This window comes from Bacillus sp. NS1 (assembly GCF_058248265.1).
Genome location: NZ_JBZAZF010000002.1, coordinates 826,055 through 849,048, shown reverse-complemented (window position 1 = coordinate 849,048; position 22,994 = coordinate 826,055). Strand labels below are relative to the sequence as shown.

The 22,994-nt window shown below is 46.7% G+C and carries 2 protein-coding genes (1 of these 2 cut by a window edge); both read right to left on the bottom strand.

Going from position 1 to position 22,994, the window contains the following annotated elements; all coding sequences use genetic code 11:
• On the bottom strand, window positions 1-7,876 hold the 5' portion of the coding sequence (locus AC4CV5_RS09755; RefSeq protein WP_490922642.1) for a type I polyketide synthase. It extends 5,810 nt beyond the left edge of the window; the window shows 7,876 of its 13,686 coding nt (coding positions 1-7,876); its start codon is at window positions 7,874-7,876; its stop codon lies beyond the left edge, outside the window.
• Window positions 7,860-22,994: an amino acid adenylation domain-containing protein gene (locus tag AC4CV5_RS09750; RefSeq protein ID WP_490922640.1), complete on the bottom strand. Its 15,135-nt coding sequence runs from the start codon at window positions 22,992-22,994 to the stop codon at window positions 7,860-7,862. The genes AC4CV5_RS09755 and AC4CV5_RS09750 overlap by 17 nt, the downstream gene beginning before the upstream one ends.

Genomic DNA, 22,994 nt, shown 5'->3' with positions numbered 1-22,994 from the left:
CCGTCAGCGCATTGCACAATTCTTCCGCCGAGATCGTCTCTGTTTCTGTATCTGATGGATGCTGAGATGCTGTACGCTGCAAACGCTCCTGATGTACCGGTAAAGGCTGTAACGTGATATTGGCAGGCTTGCCGCTGGCTTCCCTTACTATAGATGGCTTTTGTATGACCGGCTGTACTGTAAGAGCTGGTTCCACTGTTCTTTTTTCCTCAGCCTTTGTTGCATTGACTTCTATCCAATAGCGATCTCTTGCAAAAGGATAGGCGGGCAGACTGATGCGCTGCGGTTTTTGATCCTGATAGAGCGTGTTCCAGTCGATACGCAAGCCTCTTACCCAAAGGTCTAAAACCTTCGCGTACTTTCCTTTTTTCATCCATGCCTCGATTGTTTTTGACATATCTTCATCAGCTGTAAAAGCAGCAATGGATTCTTTGTTGCGCTTCACTTGTCCTCGATAGACAGATTCACGATTTTCTGTTTCGGAGATACATTCATTCAACTTTTCTTCAAGCTCCTGCATCGTTTCAACAACGAACGCCAGGCGATCATTCATCGCTTCACGTCCAACTTGCAGCGTATAGGCGATTCGGTGCAAATCTGTTTCAGCATATCTTTGTTCACGAATGGCATGCAGCAATCGTTCCGCCCGTTTCTGAAGTTTTTCCTCATTTTTTGCTGAGAGCACAATGACAACCGGCTGTTTCCCTGCTAGAGAACGTTCCTGCTCAGGTTCCGGAACATACTCTTCTATTAAAATATGGGCGTTAACTCCCCCAGCGCCGAATGAAGAGATGCCTGCGATTCTAGGATATTCAATGTCTTTACCATTGACAGAAATGATCGGCCTCTTCCATTCTTCTAGCTCTTGCGGAACTTTAAACGGTGAGTTAAGGAAATCGATATTCGGGTTCAGCACATTTGAATGCAGGGAAGGCGCCAGCTGCCTGTATTTCATTTGGAGCAATACCTTCGTTAATCCTGCGATACCTGCTGCACTCTCACAGTGCCCGATATTTGATTTGGCTGAACCTATTGCACAAAATTGTTTGTCATTCGTTTGTTGCGTAAACACTTTGGATAGCCCTGTGATTTCAATAGGATCTCCGAGAGACGTTCCCGTGCCGTGTGCTTCGATATAACTGACTGCCCGCGGGTCAACCTTTGCTTCCACAAACGCCTTTTTGATCACATCAGCTTGGGCATTCGGGTTTGGAACTGAGTACCCGTTTGTTTTTCCTCCGTGGTTAATGGCTGTCCCCTTAATGATTCCATAAATGTGATCGCCATCTTCTAGAGCTTTAGACAATGGCTTAAGAAGCACTGCTCCAACGCCTTCTCCCGGCACATAGCCGTCTCCGCCCTTTCCGAAGCTTTCACATCGGCCTTTGCTGGACATAAATTTGTTCTGCCCAAGCATCAAATATTTATTTGGGTGGATTGAAACATTCACGCCCCCCGCGAAAGCCGCCTCACACTCTCCGCGCTGCAAGCTTTGGCAGGCCAAATGAATCGCAGTTAAGGAAGAAGAACACATGGTATCCAAAGCAATACTCGGCCCATGAAAATCAAAATAATAAGATACCCGGTTCGCGATGGATGATGGATTCCCTGTTAAAGCCAGAGACCTGCCACGCACCTGCTCTTGCGCTCCGTACAGCTGGTATTCTTCGTACATGACACCTACGTACACCCCGACGCTTCCGCCAAGCTCTGAATCACGCTTACGGCCGAGATGCTCCCTTGTATATCCTGCGTCTTCCATCGTTTCATACACGCACTGCAAAAATAAACGCTCCTGAGGGTCCATTAATTTTGCTTCACGCGGCGAAATATGGAAAAACGTCGGATCAAATTTGTCTACATCCTTCATGAAGCCGCCCCACTTGCTGTAGGTTTTTCCAGGCTTGTCCTTATCTTCATCATAATAGAGACTATGATCCCAGCGATCTACAGGAATTTCCGTAATACAGTCTCGTCCATCCCTCAGGTTTTCCCACAATTCATAGATGTTGTCTGCCTGAGGATAGCGCCCTGAGATACCGATAATCGCAATTTCCTCTGCTTCCTTTTCTCTAGGCTGCTTCTTCCCTTGTTCTTGCAAAGGAAAGAATCCAGACTTTCTTGGGACAACAGAGATTTCTCTCTTTTCAGGCTCTGAGTCTGTTTTTCTATTTTCCGCAGCTGAAGGTTTGTCTGTTTCAATTTCCAAGATGTCCAGCAGCTTTTCTCGGTGGAAATCGGTAAAATACCGGGTTAAGGACCGAATATCCTGGTACTCAAAGAACAATGTTTTAGACAAAGATCCAAATACTTTTTCTAATTGACCCGTTACATGCATGATCATAATAGAATCGATCCCATAATCCTCAAGAGGAGCTTCAGCGTCAATCTGGCTGGCTGGCAGCTTGATAACCGAAGAAAGCACTTGTACCATATAATTCTCCGCTTTTTCTCTCAATGTCTCTTCATCGACTCCTAGGACAATGTCTGCTTTTTCTGTATCCTGAATGTCATTTCTATTTTTCCTAATGCGAGATTGGCCTTGACCATGTCCTGTTTCATCTAAAAATGCACGAATCTGATTGGCAACACCTGATGCCACCAACAGCTGCGGCTTTCCTGACGCCCAGCCATGGTATAATGCCTGGATCCCATGCCCTGTTTCCATGGCCACCATGCCTGTTTCTCTTGTCAGCACCCTCGCAGTTTCATCATCAATACGCATGCCCCCGTCTTTCCACAGCGGCCAGCACACCGAAAGAGTTTTCCCGTAACGTTTGTGCAGCGCTGCTTGGCCATTTCGATATTCGCTGAATGCATTCATAAATGCATTCGCCATTGCGTAATCAGCCTGTCCCGCACTTCCCACTGCCCCGGCACCAGAGGAAAAAAGGATAAAGAAGTCGAGCGGAATATCTTTTGTTGCTTCATCAAGATGAATCAGACCGGCTACCTTTGGAGCGAGCACGGTATGAACTTCTTCTTTCGTTTTCTTAATAATGAAATTATCTTTTATCATACCGGCGCTATGAATAATGCCGTCTAAGCCTCCGTAAACGTTCTGGATCTCTTCTAATAAGGCATCAACAGCTTGTTTCTCTGTCAGATCCGCTTGTCTGTAAACCGCTTGGACGTCAAGTTTCTGTAAGGCTTGAAGCTTCGCCTGCTTCCTTTCATCGAGCGGAGAGCGTCCTGTCAGGATCACGACAGCATCCTTCGTTTGGTTTGCGATTTCATTTGCAAAGATGAAGCCAAGACCGCCTGCACCGCCTGTAATCAGATAAACACCTTTATCCTTCCATGGCATGTCAGCACTCAGGTGCTCACCAGATATTTCTTTCCAATTGCTTACAAACCGTTTTCCTTGCCAGTAGCGGATATGCGTGTCACGAGGACAGCGTCTGTTTTCTTCCAATATTTCAAACAGCTCATTAGCAGACATCCCGGTGTCCAATTCAATCAGCTGTCCTGTCAGTTTTGGGTTTTCTAGTACAGCCGTTTTGAGCAGTCCGGTTAAGCCGCTTAGTAGCTGCGGCTCTTTTAATGCAGGCACCGCCACTTGAATGAATGTATATCCCCCTGTTTTCGAGTGCAGCAGCTGCTTAACTTCTTCAAATAACTGTACGGCGTATGCTTCAAACCGTTCATCAATTGTCTCTGCATAATGCTGCAGTACTGTACATTCAAGATCATTTCGGATGTTTTCCATTTGTTCTCCAAAATCACAGATAACGATTTTATGTGTCTCGTATGCTGTAAAATCATTCTTCTCGGCAAGACCTTTTTCTTCCAATACGTGTTCAAATAGCAGCGTGTCAATTGTCTCAGAAGGATTTTTTGCATCTTCTATCACTCTTGCAGAATAGCCCTTCATTCGCACGCAAATCTGCCCCTCTTCATTGCACAAATCGATATCAAGCTTCTGCATACGATCCCCAGCTCCACTGCCCTCGCTGTATGTGATCCGCACCCACATAGACGCCTCGCAGCCTTTGAAGATTTGGACATCCTGTAATGCAAAAGGCAGCATGGCCTTTGTGTTTGCTAAACTCGTATCGTCTCGCAGTCTCAAACCGATAGATGCTTGAAATGCCGAATCTATCATGCTCGGATGCAGAACATAATGGTTTTGCGTACCGGAGATCACAGTCGGCATCGTCAATTTCGCAAGAACTCCGTTTTTGCCGGCATATATGCTGTCGATCGCTCTATGGCTATCACCATAATGAATGCCCATTTCTGCATAAGCCTCGTAGCAATCGGAAGGTGACAGAATCCGCTCATCATTATTTGCCTTCAGTTCTTCAATGTCTATGAGCGGAGATTCATCAGCCTCACAAGGCACTGCACTCCCTTGTCCGTATACAACCGGCGCTTTCTCTGCGCTTTCAGTCTCCTGGCAGATTTCGAATGCAATCTCACCATTGTCCTCAGGATATAAACGTATGTGTATGTCTGCTTGCTGTTCTGTGACGGCAAACGGCCGAACCCAGACGATATTCCGGAGCCGGAATCCTGTTGGGAACTGATCTGCAGCTGCCTTTTCCACGGCTGCACGAACCATTTCCAATAAAGCTGCACCTGGTAAAACACGCTCGCCATTAATGACATGATCCTTTAAGAAAAATTCACGTCCGGTGAACGCTGAACGGAAGCGGACTCCCGACATGTCGGACACATTTTGATGCAGAAGAGGATGCAGGATGTGTCCTTCCTGCTTTAAACGATCTGCCGCCTCTGCTTTAGGCACCCAATAACGCACCTTCTCAAAAGGATATGTCGGCAAACTGATCCGTTTTGGTTTCTTTCTTTCATATAGAAGCTTCCAATCAACTGCAGATCCGTTCGCCCACTGCTCCGCAATCTGATAGAGTTTTCTTTGCTCCAGCAATTTATGTACCGTTTCTGCAGAAAGCGATAAATCGCTTCCTCTTGATAATCGTCCCATCCAGCAATTCTGAATGGATTCGTGCCCTTCTGCAAATGCCTTCAATTGACCTGCTAATTCTTGAATTCCGGCTGCAACAAAAGCAACTCGTTCTTCCATCGGTTCACGACCTACCTGCAATGTATAAGCCAAATCTCTAATCTGAATCCCTTCATGAAGAAAATCCAAGAGACGTTTTGCATATACACGAAGACGTTCTTGATTTCGAGCAGAAAGCGGGATAACAACAGGCATGTCAGAATCTGACGGCGTTGAAACGTCATGCTCATCTGTTTGAGGAATGTATTCCTCAAGGATAATATGGGCGTTTGAACCGGTCGCCCCGAAGGAACTGATACCCGCCCGGCGCGGATAAAGGATGTCTTCCTCTTTCTCCTTGATAACAGGCTGCTTCCACGTTTTTGTTTCATGCTGGACATAAAATGGAGACTTTGCAAAATCCACGTACGGATTCAGTTCTTCTGAATGCAAAGAAGGCACGAGTGTCTGATGGTGAAGCTGAAGGGCAACCTTGCTTAAACCGCTGATACCCGCGGCGGATTCAGCATGCCCGATGTTTGACTTAACAGAACCGATCGAACAGAACTGCCGATCCTCTGTATATTGACGGAATGCTTTCACCAACCCCTGTACTTCGATCGGATCTCCTAAGGACGTTCCGGTTCCATGCGCTTCCACATAACTGATCGTCCGCGGGTCAATTCCCGTTTTCTCCAAGCATGCCTCAATCAGATCAGCTTGAGAAACTGGACTCGGCACTGAAATGCCGCTTACAGTGCCCACATGGTTCACAGCACTTCCTTTAATCACAGCATAAATGCGATCTCCGTCTTCCTCCGCCTGGCGCAATGGCTTTAATAAAACCGCACCGATTCCTTCGGCCGGCACATAACCGTCTCCACCCTTACCAAATGTACGGCAGTGCCCGTCAGTGGAAAACATATCCCAGACCCCGTATGTCATATATTTATTAGGATGCAGGGACAGGTTCACTCCGCCCGCTAACGCGACATCACACTCACCGTGCCGAATGCTTTCCAACGCCAGATGTACAGCAGTCAGAGAAGAGGAGCATACCGTATCGACCGCCATGCTCGGACCGTGGAAATTACAAAAGTAAGATACACGGTTGGCAATTTGCGCATAGTTCAGCGAGAGAGGAAACACATTTTCCGCTGATGATTCTTCAGCGCCGACTAATGTATAATCCTTATGCATGACGCCCGCAAAAACTCCTACATGCTGCCTTTTGTTCCGTCCTTTAGGCTTGGCCAAAGTCTTTGGTGTGTAGCCTGCATCCTCAATCGTTTCCCAGCAGGTTTCTAAAAACAACCGCTCCTGAGGGTCCATGGTCTCTGCTTCTCTCGGCGTGATTCTGAAAAATTGAGGATCGAAGCAGTCTGGATCATCAATAAATCCGCCCCATTTGGAAATGTCCTTACCCGAAGGAGATGTGATTCCCTCAAAGCGCCGCCAATCCCAGCGCGACTCAGGAACCTCGCTAATGCAATCTTTGCCCTCTTTCAGATTGTTCCAGAATTCATGAATATTATTTGCCTTCGGATACCTGCCCGCCAAGCCGATAATGGCAATGTCGCCTGCTGTCTCAGAAGGTACACGAGAACATTCTTTACGTCCGCTTGTCTTCCGGCCTTCGGCAGCCTTATCGCCGATTATGCTATCGGAGGTGTGCTCTCTTTCATTTTGATCAAGGGAACCAGCGGCACTAAAATGCTCAGCATATTCCTCGGCAAGAAATGCTGACAACTCGGCAATGGTGGTATGCTCAAACAAGAGAGTCGGCGAAAGGCTCTCACCGATCTTGTCACTGATGGTTTCTACCACTTCAAGCAAGCCTGATGAATTCAGTCCCATTTGGTAATAGCCGACCTGCTTTTCAATCTGTTCGATCGGTTTATTTATTTTGTCTGCGATTAATTGGCTTACGAACTGTTCAGCCTCGCCATAGGCCCCCATACTGCCGGATGGAGATACCGTTTCAGCAGCTTGAGTATGCTCGGCTGTGTCCTTTCCCGTCTCTTGTTTCTCCTCTACATCCTGTTGCTTTCCGCTAATCAGCTCCGCTTCACGCACTAGTTTGCTTGTGAAGTTTTTCAGTTCAGCCACTTTTTCTCCGTAAGCATTGAAAAATTCAAGTGTTACATAAATCAGCTCTTTTTCCTGACGGACGGAGGAGCGCTTTATTCTCGTCATGCAATGTGTCTGCAAAAGTGCTGAAGCGGTAAAGGATTCATAGAACAGAGGCAGATACAGCCTCTGTTCTCCTTTAAGCAAAGATGTGAGCAAATTGTTGGCACCTACCCCGCTCCCGTCTATGAGAGTCGGATGAAACATAAAGCCTTCTGCGTGATGCATGGCTTCCAAGCCGAGAGAAAGATCAAGAAGGACGCCGTCTTCCTCTTCATAGATGTGACCGCTGGCTTTCATATATTCGCTGTGCACTAACTCCTGACGTCTGCATTGTTCATATACATCATCAAGCTTAACAACGTTTTGCGCAGCTGCTTTCATGTGATTAAGATCCAGTGTTTCTTCAAATACAGCCGGAGAGTGGGCGTGCATGTCAGCCTTCATATAGAGCTTTTCTTCTGAAGCTTTATTCCCATCACGTTTTTCAAAGCCTTTAGCTGTGATTTGCCACCTTCCTTCTTTTTTCTCCGTACATTGGACATTGAGAATGATCACCGCATTCTGTTGCACAGTCAGTGGCTGATAGATGGACAAATTCCGCAGCTGAAGCTCTGAGCAGGCGTAGCCGTTTTCTCTGAAAATCTGGTAGATCATATCAATATAAGCCAATCCCGGCAGGACATTTTGTCCGTAAACCACATGGTGATAAATAAACGGATTTTTTAACGATAATGTGAGTTGTTTCGTTATATTTTTCACGTTAGACCTCCACCTCATAAGTATCCCATATGTTTGCCGCATCCACTTTTAAGGTCTCCGCTTCCGGCTTTGACTCGCCAGGCGAAAACGCCCGTTTCTTTAATTGAGGAGGCGATATTGGACTGCGCTTGTTGGCACGTTTTTCATCTTCTTCCCACGCCTCTACGATGACATGAGCATTCGTCCCCCCATCGGCAAAACAGTTGATGGCCGCTGATGGCCGCGAATCTGTCCATTTTTCCAGCGTTCGGGTGAACGTGATATTCGCTTTTTGTTGATCGAAATGCGCCATCTCTTTTTCACCTGATAAAAATGGGACAAATCGGCGCTCTTTCAGCATCAGCACAACCTTAATAAAGCTGGCGATCCCTTCAGCACATAGCGGATGCCCGATGTTCGGCTTGATTGAGCCGAGAGAAAGAGGCGATGAGTGACCGGAGCGGTACACTGATTGGATCGCTTTCAGTTCAAGCAGATCGGTTACCATTGAACCTGACCCGTTTGCTTCAAGATAGCTGATGTCCTCTGGTTTTTTTCCGCTTTTGGCAAGCGCGTCTTTCATGACTTCCTTTTGCGCCTCCAGATTAGGTGTGGCCGGCCCTGCCGTTCTTCCATCGTTATTGACCGAGGCCGCTTTCACGACAGCATATATGGTATCCCCATCTTCAATCGCTTGTTTTACCGTTTTTAACATGACCATTCCGACACCTTCACCCAACACAACTCCATCAGCACGCTCATCAAACACATGGAAGGATGAATGCTTGCTTAAAATGCCGCGCCGGTCGAACAGTCTGTGAGAAGCATCTGAGCTTAGTAAGCTGACACCGCCGACTAAGGCAGATTGAATATCTCTACTGCGAAGAGCTTGAATGGCCATATTCATGCCGACCAAAGCTGACGAACAGGCTGTATCTACTACAACACTCGGGCCGCGGACATCAAAAAATTGTGAAATATTAGCCGCTAAATAATTTTGGCCGACTGTCACGATCGGATTCTTAGCATGATCAAGACTCTCTTCATTAGGTTTGTGCTGGCTTCTGCCTCCAATATAAACGCCGACTGGCTTTCCCTTTATTTCCTCAGGTGTATACCCAGCGTGATACAAGAGTTTCAGACACTCTTCCAATACGAGTAATGCTTGCGGGTCCATCGCCCTTACATCATCTTCATGAAGCAGAAAGAAATCAGGATCAAAATGGCTGGCGTCATCAATCACGCCGGCATAATATGGCGTTTTACAGCCCCAGCGCTCTGCCGGAACCGGACCGATTGACGAACGTCCCTCAGATAGTAACGACCAATAGGTTTCCAGCGTATCTGCTCCCGGAAAGCGGCAAGACAGCCCGACAACGGCTATATCTTCAGCATGAGAGTCCGGTGCAAGAGGCGCCGGCGCCTGTATCTGGGCGGCAGGAGCACGCTCCTTCGCAGTGGCAGATACGCCTGCCTCCATTTTGTTCTCCACAGCTGATGATGTATCCGATATCCTGCTCCCGAATAGAGCCGACAGCGTTTCGGAATAAGAGCCGAGCAGCCAACCTGCAAATCTTTGAATTGTCGGGTATTCATATAGAATAGATGGATCGAGCGCTGCTTCTAATTTGCGGTTTATACGCTGAAGCACCTGCGTCAAAATGATCGAATCCACCCCATAATCTTGAAATAATCCGTCAATCTGAAAGTCTTCATGATCAATTCTCAGCTCTTCAGTAAACAAATCAACAAGCCAGGACTGTGTTTCAGATAATAGCTCCTCACTCTTGGAAATTGCATCGATCTCTTCGTTATCTTTCGCCTGCGGGCTTTGCAAATTCGATTCCCGCAAACCGTCCTCATGCCGCTTCCTCCGCTTCATCAGCAGCTCCGGCTCCCAATTTGTTTGATTCGCTATCGCAGGGAGAACAACTGGTTCGAGCGGTTTCGATAAGATTTGATCTAGAAAACGTAAACCTTCTGTATTCGTAATGCTCAGCAAGCCGCTTTCTCGATATGCATCATTTGTCACTTCACCCATACCAGTTTCTTTCCAGTTCGGCCACTGAACACTGATGATCGGGGTATTTCTCTGATGTGCTGCCGCGAAATAATCCATATAGCTATTCGCCATAGCATAGTCAGCTTGTCCTGCCGAAAGCTGCGGAATAATAGCTGAAACAGAAGAAAACAATACAAAAAACTGTAATGGCTCGTTGCACACGTGGCGATAAAGCGTTGTAAGACCTGATACTTTCGGCTCCAGCACCCGCTGAATATCATCGGCCGTTTTTCGGATGAACGCCAGCGTATCCATATCCGTCAGACCTGCACAATGAATGACACCGCCAATCGGCCCTAAAGTTTTCCTGATATGTTGCAGCGTTTGCTCAACATGAGCATCATCAGACAAAGTAAGGGACAGCATTTGCACTTGCACACCCTGCGCTTCCAGCTCCCGCACTGCCTGGATTTTCTCTGCCGCGGATGAGTTTAATGTCTCAAAACGAGCCCACTCTTCTCGCGGAGGAAGCTGCTCTCGTCCGGTCAGCACCAGCTTTTTCACTCCATAGCGCTCCGCAAAATGCCGGGCGCATAATAATCCGATGCCTCGCGTCCCGCCTGTAATGAAAAGCACATGATCTTTAGGAAAGGTCATCCTTTGTTCGGCCCCCTGACCTGTTTCAGGATGCACTTTTAGAAAAGCCTGATACCGCAAACCGTCTCTGTAGCAAACCTCCGCATCGTAAGAATCTGAATAAAACTCATCTGCAATCTGCTTCGCGAGCCGATGATGATCAATGACCTCCTCTGCATCCATATGCCTTGATGTAAGGTGACTATACTCGCTTTGAAGCATCCGATACAAGCCAGCTCGTGAGGCGCCTGCCATCCGGACAGATGTGTTTTGAAACGATTCGAGCCCCTTCGTCACACAAAGCAGCCTAAGTCCCTCTTTATGTCCGAATTCAACCAGTCTTTGCACCCATTCAATCCAATCCAGCCTGTCTTCATCATGTTCGCTGCAGCCGATGACATCCACAAGGCCGTCAAACTCTTTCCAATCGATGTCTGACTGATAACCGTCTATCCGGCTCACGTCTATTAAAAGATGGTTCGGAAAATACACAGATACTTTAGCTGCCAAATCTGCTGTCTCTCGATTGCTCAGGATGGCAACCGTTCGTGTCCCCGGCACTGTTGAGACAACCGGGCTCAGACTCCATTGTTTTGTCAAAAAACACGCGGTGCGCTTTTCTCTAGTAACTAGTTCTATCTTGTCCGGTTCTGAATGTTCCTTTGACGGTACCCAATAGTGATCCTTCGCAAATGGATATGAAGGGAGACTGATCAGGCGCGGTTTGGTCTCACCGTATAATGTATTCCACTGGATCGCCACGCCTTTGACCCATAAATCTGCAAGTTTGGCGTATTTTCTTTTTCTGATCCAAGCCTCAATTGCCATTGCCATATCCTCATCTGCGGTAAAAATGGCCTGGGTTTCTTTATTTCGATGAGACTGTCCCCGGAAGAATGCTTCAGTTTCTTCCTTACCGTCAACAAACGCCTGCAGTTTCTCTTCAAGTTCCTGAACCGTCCCCGCAATACACGCAAGACGTTCATCCATTTCTTCTCGCCCAACTTGCAGGGTGTAAGCGATGCGGGGCAAATCTTGATCTGTATATTTTTTCTTGCGGATCGCCTCCAGTAATTGCGAAGCACGATCCATGAGCCTGTTTTTATTTTTTGCCGACAGCACAATCACGTTTGGCTGTTCTGATGCCGTTTGTTCTGAATTGGCTTTTGGCACATATTCTTCAACCACAATATGTGCGTTTACGCCGCCAATCCCAAACGAACTGATTCCGGCGCGGCGCGGAAGCTCGTTTCCGTCACGATCTGTGACAGTCTTCCAATCCTGTTTTTCCTGAACGATGTAAAACGGACTGTCGGCCAGCTGAAGATAAGGATTAAGCGTCTCGCAATGCATGCTTTTCACTAACGTTTTATGTTTCATTTGCAGTAGCACTTTGATTAGGCCAGAGATACCTGCGGCAAGCTCTAAATGGCCGATATTACTTTTAACTGAGCCGATGCCGCAATGATGATTTGGAATGTCCAGCTCGCTGCTGTCTCTGTTATTGGATAGTTCCTTAAAAGCCGCCTTCAGCCCGTTTATTTCAATCGGATCCCCCAATTCAGTCCCTGTTCCATGTGCTTCGATATATGTGACCGTGCTTGGGTCTATGCCTGCTTGGCGATATGCACGCACTAACAGATCAGCTTGGGCTTTTGGATTAGGCGATGTTAGGGTATTGGCTCTTCCGCCGTGATTTTCCGCCGTCCCCCGAATAACGCCATAAATGTGATTCCCAGCGCGCTCGGCATCTGACAGCTTTTTCAGCATGACCATTCCGACACCTTCGCCTCTGACATAACCATTCGCATCGGCGGAGAAAGTTTTACACCTGCCGTCTTTGCTGAGCATGCCCGCCTTGCTGTAGCTAATGTGCGCCTCTTCGGTCAGGATCGTGTTTACGCCTCCTGCAATTGCCATCTCACAATTGCCGCTTTGCATCGCAGTCACAGCACGGTGAATGGCTACAAGAGAGCTGGAACAAGCTGTTTCGATTGGCTCGCTCGGACCGTGGATGTTTAAAAAATAACTCATTCTATTCGGGCCGACCGAAGGAATCATATGACCTGTAGCCGCATGGCCTTCAATCGGAAGATTCGCTCTATGGAATAGATCTTTATAGCCTGTGTTGCCTGTGCCGATAAAGATACCCGTCCCTGTACCAGAAAGGCGTTGCGGCGAGCACCCCGCATCTTCGAGTGCCTTCCATACATATGTCATTAACAGACGCTGCTGCGGGTCGACATAATTGGCTTCTCGCGGCGATATACCAAAAAACAACGGATCAAACTCTGCTACACCATCAATAAACCCGCCCCATTTGATGTCGGTTTTATTGGCTTCTGTGTCAGGGTTTCCATAATGCTCACGCCAATCCCATCGGTCTTTTGGAACTTCTGTGATACAGTCTTTGCCTTCCTTAAGGTTTTTCCAAAATTCATCTATATCCAAAGCGCCAGGGAAGCAGCCGCTGATGCCGACAATCGCAATCGGCTCAAAATCGACAGTCTGTTTTTTGTTTCTTTCTTCTTTTGTAATGACAGGCTGTGTAAAGCGGTGCTTTCTTCGCGCTGTCATTTTCGGAACTTCAGAGGATATTGTCTGCAACTCTTCTTGCCCCGCTGATTTTTCGCGCTCCTGTGTAAAAGATTCCTTATGTTCATCTATCAAATATTCAGCCAGGCTTTGAATGCTTCCATATTCAAAGAAAATGGTCGGCGTTAATTCCAATTGATATGCCTCGTTAATCTGATTTGTAAAGACCGTAAATGTAACCGAATCAAATCCGTATTCACTCAGATCTGTATGGACATCAATATCTTCACTATCTACTTTTAAAATCGCACTGACCATGTTGCTTAATGATGTACTCAGGCTGTTTAAACTGTGCAATGAGCTTGACCCTTCTTCTGTGTCATTAACAGCAGGATCTCGATTCCATTCACCCGGATACGTGGCAATTACATATTCAGCCAGGCTTTGGATGCTTCCATATTCGAAGAAAATGGTCGGCGTTAGTTCCAATTCGTATGCTTCATTGATCTTGTTCGTAAAGACAGTGAATGTAACCGAATCGAATCCGTACTCACTCAGCTCAGTATTGACATCGATATCATCAGTGTTTACTTTTAAAATCGCTCCAACCATTTGAATCAAAGACGCTTCTAATGTTTGAGTTTGACCGTGAGCCTGATCTGCGTTTTTCTGCCCCTTTCGTTTGGCTGTCGTTTCTGCAGAAAGCAGTTTTTGCTTCATTTTCGGAAGCTGTCCTTCCAACACAAACACTTGCGGCTTTTCAGATGCTATTCCTTGATAAAATGCCTCCAAAGCGCTATTTGTTGGCATCGGGACCATTCCCATTGTTTTCAGCATTCTCTGCTCAACTTCAGCGCCGACTTGCATACCGCCTTCTTTCCATAGCGGCCAGTTGAAGGAAATGGTTGAGCCGAATCGCTTCTTCGATACCACAAGAGAACGGCGGTATGCAGCAAATGCATCCATAAACGTATTGGCTGCCGCATAATCGGCTTGTCCAGCGTTTCCTAAACATCCGGAAACAGATGAGGATAAAATGAAAAAGTCCAATGGAAAATCCTTGCTGTATTCGTCTACATGTAACAACCCGCTCACTTTTGGCTGTAACACTTCTTGAAACTCTTCATTCGTCTTATGAACGATGAAGTGATCTTTAATGCTGCCTGCACCGTGAATGATTCCGTTAAGAGTGCCATGCTCTTCTTTGATTTCCTTCATAAGACGACGAACCGCCTGCTGATCACTTACATCAGCTTCCCGATAGACGACCTCTGTTCCCATGTCTCGAAGATCCTTCAGCTCGTTTTCCTTATGCTCACTCAAAACAGAGCGTCCCGTCAGCACGATGGTGGACCGAACGGTTCGATTGGCAATTTCCTTTGCAAATAGAAGGCCTAAGCTTCCTGCTCCGCCTGTAATCAGATAAACACCCTCGTCTCTCCACGGCATATGAAGCTCCTCAGCTGAAGGCAGCGCCGTTTCCCGCCAGCCTTTCACAAAACGGTATCCATCCTCATATCGAATCTGTTTATCTCCAGGCCTCCGGCTATCTTCTATCAGCTTGAGATGAAGGTCATTTATCTCTTCAGGTTTCTCGATCTCGATGACCTGAGCTGTAAGTTTGCTAAACTCTAATTCAGCTGTTTTAAGCAAACCGGAAACACCGGCAAACAATTGTTTCTCTTTTTCCAGCGGAACGAGGGCTTGAATGATGATACGGCCGGCAGAATGCTCACGGATCTTTCTTTTCATGAGCTCAAACACGTTCTGCGCGTATAACTGATAACGTTCTGCAATATGCCCTTCAGCTTCATTCAAAGTTATGACACGGGCATCCTTCATGTTTGATACAAGGCTGTCTGTAACACTTCGTTCAGTTTCAAAGAGAACAACGATATGCTCTGCGAATGAAAGATCATCGTCCACAAATCCGCCATTCTGTTCTCTCCATATCGGCTCGAGCATTAAGCGTTCATGCCGCGGTGAAGGCTTTGATGAATGAACCTCCCCTTCCAGCACTCTCGTGGAGAACCCTTTGATTCTGACACATACGTCTCCGCTCTCGTCAATGAGATCGATATCCGCTCTCTGAACAATATCCCCGGAGTGATGGCTGTCACTTAAGTGAGCATAAGCCCACATAGAAGACGAACATCCTTTGATTACCTCAAGCTCCTCAAGCGCAAACGGCAAAATCAGCTTTTGATCCGTCAATTCCTGCATGATGCATATTGTTGCCGTCTGCAAGGCGGAGTCCATGATACTTGGGTGCAGCACAAACTGTTCCTTCGTTCCAGAAACGATTTCTGGAAGCTGCAGCTGCGCCAAAACCTCTCTGTTTCCTATATCCACATTCTTAATTCCTTGAAAGGCCGGACCATGGAACATCCCTCTGCTTCTGCCTTCTTCGTAAAATTGATCAGGCGACATCTTTCCTTTGACGCAACGGCGTGATATTTCCGCGAGATCTGCGACCGGCGTTTCGGCTGCAGATACCAGCTCCGCACTGCCTTGACTATGAATAACCGGGTCGGCCCCGTCTTCCTGTGTACTGTAAATGTCAAAAGTGATTTTCCCATCTTCTTCTGGAAATAGACCAATATCCACTTGAGCCGATTGTTTATCAATCACAACAGGCTGAACCCAGACTGTATGATTCAATCTGATTCTGCCCCCTCGGCCAGTATTGCTTCCTGTCGCCTGCTTGATAGCTGCGTGCGCCATTTCAAGGTACGCAACACCTGGTAGCACCGGCTTTCCTCTTACCACATGGTCTCTCAGAAAGAATTCCTCACCAGTGAAAACCGAACTGAATTTCTGTTCAGAAAAATCAGATGTATTCTGATGGAGCAGCGGATGAATGGAACCGATCTCTGTCAGATTTGCGGATATGTGACGTGACGGCTTACGGTCATCCTGCGACGGCCAGTATCGTTCCTTTGCAAATGGATATGTCGGCAGACTCATTCTGTATGGGCGCTCACCTTTGTAAAGCTGCATCCAATCCATATGCGCCCCCTTGCTCCAAATTTCCGCAAGCTTGTTTACTTTTCCTTTGGCCATCCAATTTCGGATCAGTTCCGCACTATCCTCGTCCTCCGTCAGCCATGAAATCTCCCTGTCATGGTTCTTACTTCCTTGAAAACAGCCTTCAATCGCTTTTTTTCCATTGATAAAATCTGTGAGCTTTTGTTTTAACTCATTCACATGATCGGCAGTAAAAGCAACGCGATGCTCCATCGCTTCCCGCCCGACCTGCAGGGTATACGCAAAATCAGGCAGCTGACCGTCCTCAAGCCCTCTTCTTTCCAAATAGGCCAGAATATCTTGCACATACTCTTGCAGCCTCTCTTTATTTTTGGCCGAGACCGGTATGATGCAGGTCCCGTCTACCTTTTTCTTGTCAGCATCCCTTTTGTATTGCTCAAAAATCGCATGCGTATTTGTCCCGCCAAGACCGAACGAGCTTAGTGCGGCCCTGTGTGTTTTACTATCACGGCTTAACGTTTTCTTTTGATCAACGACGTAAAAAGGAGAGCTGGCTAAGTCTGTATTTGGGTTCGGCTCCTTATAATTAAGGCTCGGTGCAAGCTCCTGATGGTAAAGACTCATCACGACCTTAATGCAGCCAGCCAGACCGGCGGCCGTATCTAAATGTCCGATATTGGTTTTCACCGACCCAATGCCGCAGAATTGCGTTTTATTTGTGTATTGCCTGTAAACGTTCGTTAAAGCTGCCAGCTCGATTGGATCTCCCAGCTTCGTTCCGGTTCCGTGCGCTTCCACATAGCAGATGGATTCAGGCTGTATCTTCGTTTGATTCATGACCTGTTGCACCACGTCAGCCTGCCCTTTGACACTCGGAGCATAAAAACCGACTTTGTCAGCGCCGTCGTTATTTACACCTATGCCTCTCAGCAAAGCATAGATATGATCCCCGTCCTTTACAGCATCAGCCGCTTTTTTCAGTAATACTACGGCAACGCCCTCACCGCCTATCATTCCGTCAGCTGAGGCATCAAAAGCTTTAATATGTCCATCACTCGAAAAGTTCAGTCCCGGCTGATGCATATATCCGATATTTGACTCGGTGTGCAGTGTTGCACCGCCTACTAAAGCATAAGCAGATTCCCCTGACTGCAAACTTTTATAGGCAGAATGCAATCCAATCAGAGACGATGAGCAGTTGGCGTGAACGAAATAGCTTGGCCCTTTCAGCCCGAGCTTATGAGAAATCATTGTTGGGATCGTCCCGCTCTGCGCAAGCACCCACGAGACATAGCCGTCAGGCGTTTCCAGACTCTCTGTTGTATCGGACGGAAGCAGCGCGCGGTAAGAATTATTGCTTGCCGACATAAAAACACTGGTTTGCGGAATCTGTTTCGCAGCATAACCCGCATCTTCTATTGCTTTCCATGAGTGAGTCAGCAGCATCCGAAGCTGCGGGTCCATAAATTCAGCGTCTTTAGGAGAGATTTGAAAGAAGCCTGGGTCAAACCTGTCTTTCCCGTCAATTGATGATTTAACCGGGACATAGCTGGCATTCTCCGCGATCTCCTCCGAAATACCAAAATGCTGAAGCTCTTCCTTACTGAAAAACGTGATGCTTTCCTTGCCGTCTCTGAGGTTCTCCCAAAACTCATCATGGTTTTTCGCCCCTGGAAATTCACATGATATGCCAATAATCGCCACACTATCCTCATAATAATCCGGGAGATCGCTCATCCGGGTGGACTGATCGATATAAGCTGCCGGTTCTGTCGGCATAGAGGCGATTGTATCTCCCATTCGCTGTTCAGTAATGTATTGGCTGATATTTTTGATCGTTGAGTACTCAAACAGGTCTGTGACAGAAAACTCACAGGATAGCTCATGTTTGATACGATCAGCCACAGTAACCGCGAGAAGCGAATCGCCACCAACATCAAAAAACCCGTCTTCCCATTCAATGTCACTCATTTTCAATACATCCTGCCAAATGGCGAAAACCGCTTCCTGAATGTTCAAAGGAGAAATCTCCCTTTGCTTTGGCTGCTTTGCAGTTAATTCGTTATTCTTAAGACTGTTTCTGTCTATCTTTCCGTTCGGTGTCAACGGCATATGGTCAAGCTGAATAAAATAAGAAGGCACCATATAGGCAGGCAAAACGTCTTTTATATAATGACGAAGCTCCCTCGCCGCAAGAGGTGCATTTGCATCTTTAGTTGTATAATAAGCAGCAAGCTTATCCATTCCATTCTCCTCAGCTGCGACAACGACGCAGTCCTGAACGCCGGGATGCTCACTGAGCCTGCTTTCAATATCGCCAAGTTCAATACGGAATCCGCGTATTTTCACCTGATTATCGATACGGCCTATATATTCAATTCGGCCTCCCGGAAGCCAGCGCGCCGTGTCTCCCGTTCTATAAAGCTTCGTTCCAGGCTCAAAAGGGCTGTCAATGAATCTCGAATTCGTTAATTCTCGCTTTTTGAAATAGCCCTTCGCCACGCCGTCTCCTGCTATGCAAAGCTCACCGGGAACGCCCACCGGTACTGGCGCAAGCTGAGAATCCGTAATATATATTTGTGTATTGGCGATAGGCCTTCCTATCGTGGCATGAGAGCATTCATCGTTTATACGCTGAACCGCTGACCAGATTGTTGTTTCGGTTGGCCCGAACATATTCCAGGCTTCGCTGCCCGTATGTAAGAAATATCGTTTTAATGTCTCCGGCAACGCTTCGCCTCCGCATAGAATTTTTACTCTTTCTTCATTTTCCCAGCCTGAATAAAAGAGCATCTTCCATGTAGCTGGGGTTGCCTGCATCACTGTCGGTTTGATCGTTTGGATGTCCCGTTTTAGTCTTTCAACGTCTTTTGTATGCTCCGTTTGACAAATATGGCAGTGTGCACCCTTTATCAATGGCAAATATAACTCCAGAGCTGCGATATCAAAACAATAGGTTGTGACAGCGAGCATTTTATCTTCTGGCGAAAGCCCCGGTGTTTCTCCCATTGAAACGAGAAAATTTGTCAAAGCTTTATGCGGTATCATGACGCCTTTTGGCTTTCCTGTGCTGCCGGATGTATAAATGACATATGCCAAGTGTTCCGGCGTGACAGTGCGTGTCAGCACTTTTCGATCAGAGGCTGTTTGTGCGATCTCATCCCAGTCTTGATCTACCAGAGCAGTCTTCACACCGTTCCAATTCAACGTATTTACTAATTCTGATGTCGTCAGTGCAATGGAAACTTCACTGTCCTCCAGCATGTATTCCAGTCGCTCAGCCGGATAGGACGGATCTAACGGTACATATGCTCCTCCTGCCTTGAGAATTGCCAATAATCCCACCAGCATATCCAGCGATCGATCCACATAGATTCCCGCCAGACGGTCAGGTCCCACTCCATGCGCCTGCAAATAAATGGCCAGCTGTGTACTTCTTTCATCGAGCTCCCGATACGTCAATGTGTGATTTTCATAGCTGACAGCCGCTCGATCAGGCGTCTTTTTCGCCTGCTGCTCAAATAATTCATGAAAACATGTATATGGGAACGTTTTGTCAGTCGTGTTCCATGTTTTGAGAATCATTTGCTCCTTAGCTTTAGGTAATAAAGAATACTCTTTTAAAGGCTGAGAAGGATTCAACATCACTTGTTCTGTCACACAAACAAAATGATCGAACATCGCAGTAATGGAAGCCGCATCAAACAGCGCAGTATCGTATTTGATGTTCAGCTCCATTTTTTCTTCTGTTTCCCACAGTTCAAATACTAGTTCGTATTCGCCCTCTTGATGAATACGCTCAACGAAATCGACAGAAAAAAAGTCAGCATAGCCGCTCAATAAGTTTTGATAGCTTCCAGATTGAAGAAAATTCTGATAGAAAAAAGCGGTTTGAAATATTGGTGAACCCGTTTGGCTGCGAGGAGCATTCAAATCCCTCACCATTTTCGGAAAAGGATAAGCTGCATGATCAAGCCCATCCAACATCGTTAATTGCAATTTTGAAATAAATTCAGAAAACGTGTCTGCCTGGTTCAGCTCACTTCGAATCGGGAGCATATTGAGAAAATGTCCAATAGAAGTATCAAATCTTTCTTCCGGTCTTACCATCGCCGGCATGCCGACAATCTGTTCCTTTTGGCCGGTATAACGGCCCAGCAGCATCATATAGCAGCTCAAGAATACCGTCGAAACATTCACAGAATGCTCTTCCGCAAACGTCCTGACCCGCTTCATGAAGCCGCTTGACAGCTGCCGGGTGTATGTATCCTCTTCAAACTCAGAATCAGCTGAACTTGTGCTGACCTTAGGCAGCTGAAGATTCGGCAAAGTTCCCGATAGCTGTTTCTGCCAGTATGAACGATGCTTCGCGCCGTCTTCTCCGGCTAATATGTTCTGCTCCCATGCCGCAAAATCATGATACATGGCAGGAGAAACTGACACTTCCGGCTGACGTCCTTCTAAAAGAAGCGTATAGCTGTCAAACAGACTTCGTATAAATGTTACAGATGAAACCCCGTCAAAAATCATATGGTGAATGACAACCAGTAACAAATGCTCTTGCTCAGATCTGGAAAAACTCATAACACGCATTAACGGGCTGTTTTCCTTTACATACGGTTCCTTAACTTTCTTTCTAAGAAAAGAAGGAATGGCAGACTCGTTCATTCCTGAGATGTCTTCTGTCTTGATTTCAAATGAAAGCGCTGGCTCATTTTTAAGAAATGGCACTCCGTCTTTCTCTTGGATGACGTGCTTTAAGATCGGATGCTGATTCATTACAAGGCTGAAAGCCTCTTGTAATGCTTCAAGGTGAAGCCCTGATGAAAATTTAAAACAGAGAGGTACGTGATATGCACTTTTTTCTGGTGACATTTTTTGCAATGTCCATAATCCTTTTTGAACCTCAGATAGGGGCTGAAAAGATGCCTGACTCTTTTCCGGTTCCGTTTTAGTGTCAGTACCCTCCCTGTCAGCAGACAAGCTGCTGATGTCTTCATGTTCAGATAGATAGTGAGCCAAGCGTTCAAACGTAGGATACTTATGTATCTCTCTGGCTCTGAGTTTGATACGGTATTTTTTCTCGACCGACCGAATAAGTTTCATCATCTTGATAGAATTCACGCCAAGGCTCTGGATATTTGCTTTTGGCTCCACCCAATCGCGGGAAACGTTCAGCTCCTCAATCAAACAGGTGAGCAGGTGCTCCTGTATTTCTTCTCTTAGCCTTTTCACATGGTCTGTTTGCTGAATCTCCCCGTCCTGAACCGTACCGTTCATCCTGTTGGATTTATGAAGCAAGTAGTCGAACTCACCATTTTCAAATGACGTTTTCAGCTGGGTGCGTTGAATCTTTCCGATAGCCGTTTTCGGAATCTCTTCTTTTTGGACCGGCAGCAAATATTCTGGGGTGACTCCGATCACCTGTGAGACATGGGATTGTATGTTTCTAAGAAGCTGAGACATCTGCTCATCATTCATTTTTGCGGAAGCAACAAAGAAGATAGCCAGCTGATCCGTTGAATTCTGATCCACGCGGACTGCGCATGCAGCAGTATAAGAAGTTTCAATGTCCGGTAATTCTTCAACAGCAGACTCAATCGCATGACTGTAATAATTAATGCCATTAATGATAATTGCATCTTTCGTGCGCCCCGTTATGGTTAAGCGTCCGTTTCGCAAAAAGCCAAGATCTCCGGTTTCAAACCATCCATCTTCTGTAAACACACTCTCATTTAAATCTGGGCGCCGGTAATAACCGCTTGTAACGGAAAGACCGGAGACTTGAAAACGGCCAATCTCGCCTTCCTCAACCAATTCATTATGGTCATTCACAATTCTCATAGAGAAGCCAGGGATTGGGGAACCAATTTCGACAAAATGATCATCATCACTTGTTGAAGCCCGGGTAAACTCATGAGAAAAAATAACGCCCGATGAAGTTTCGGACATTCCCCACGCAGGTCGGATGGCATCAGCAGGCAGTCCATAAGGCTCTAAAAGCTCAAGCATTCTGCGGCCTACCTTGGCTACCATTGCTTCACCGCCATTGAGCATGTAACGCATTGAGGACAGATCCCATTTCCTGTTTTTCATTTCTTCTGCAAAATCAGTGACCAGACCGAACGCAAAATTCGGCGCCCACGTAACAGAAGCACGGTAATGATCAATCCAATCCAGCCATTTCAGCGGCTCCATTAAGATCGTTTCACTTGAGACGTTAATTTCTTGGCAGCCAAGATAGACATCCCGCAAATGCAGCATCCCGATGCCTCCGACATGATCAAACGGCATCCAGTTAAACGTGATATCCTCTCTGGTGAAGCCCTGCATTTGAATAATCCCTTTCACCATACTCATAATGTTTCGATGATTCAGCATAACTGCTTTGGGCGTTCCTGTACTGCCTGAAGTCAGCAATAAAAGCGCTAAGTCTTCTGGACTGGATTGGTGCCAATCCGTCTCCGCTTCAGCACTGAGCAGATCCTCTACAGCAATTGCACGAAATCCTTCAAGGCTATGCTCTTTTGCCCAATCGAGCATTTCCTGGTGCATGTCCCGATCCGTAATCACCGCCGGCTTATCAAGAAGCGTCCATGCGTCTTTCAGCTTTTGAGTCCCGCTGCTCGATTCAGCATATGTTGGCGGAACGGCTAACGGAGCCGGAACAATTCCTGCTAAAACACACCCCCAGAATGCAGGGAGAAGCTGTGAATTGTCGCCAAGCTGCAAAATCACGTTTTGTTTTGCTTTCAGGCCTGATTGGCGGAGCCCCTTCACGATACGCAACGCATCATTCCACAATCGTCCATATGATTGGTACACTTCAGTTCCATCCGGGTGCAAATAAATGATTCCCTTTGTTTCCCCAAGCTCCGCAGCCGTTCTGTATAAAACTTCAGGTATTGTTGCCGGCTGCTCTTCAGATATATGTAAAGGCTCACCATAGCTGACAGAAGGATTAGCTAAAATGCGGGTATTATCATTATTTCTCAT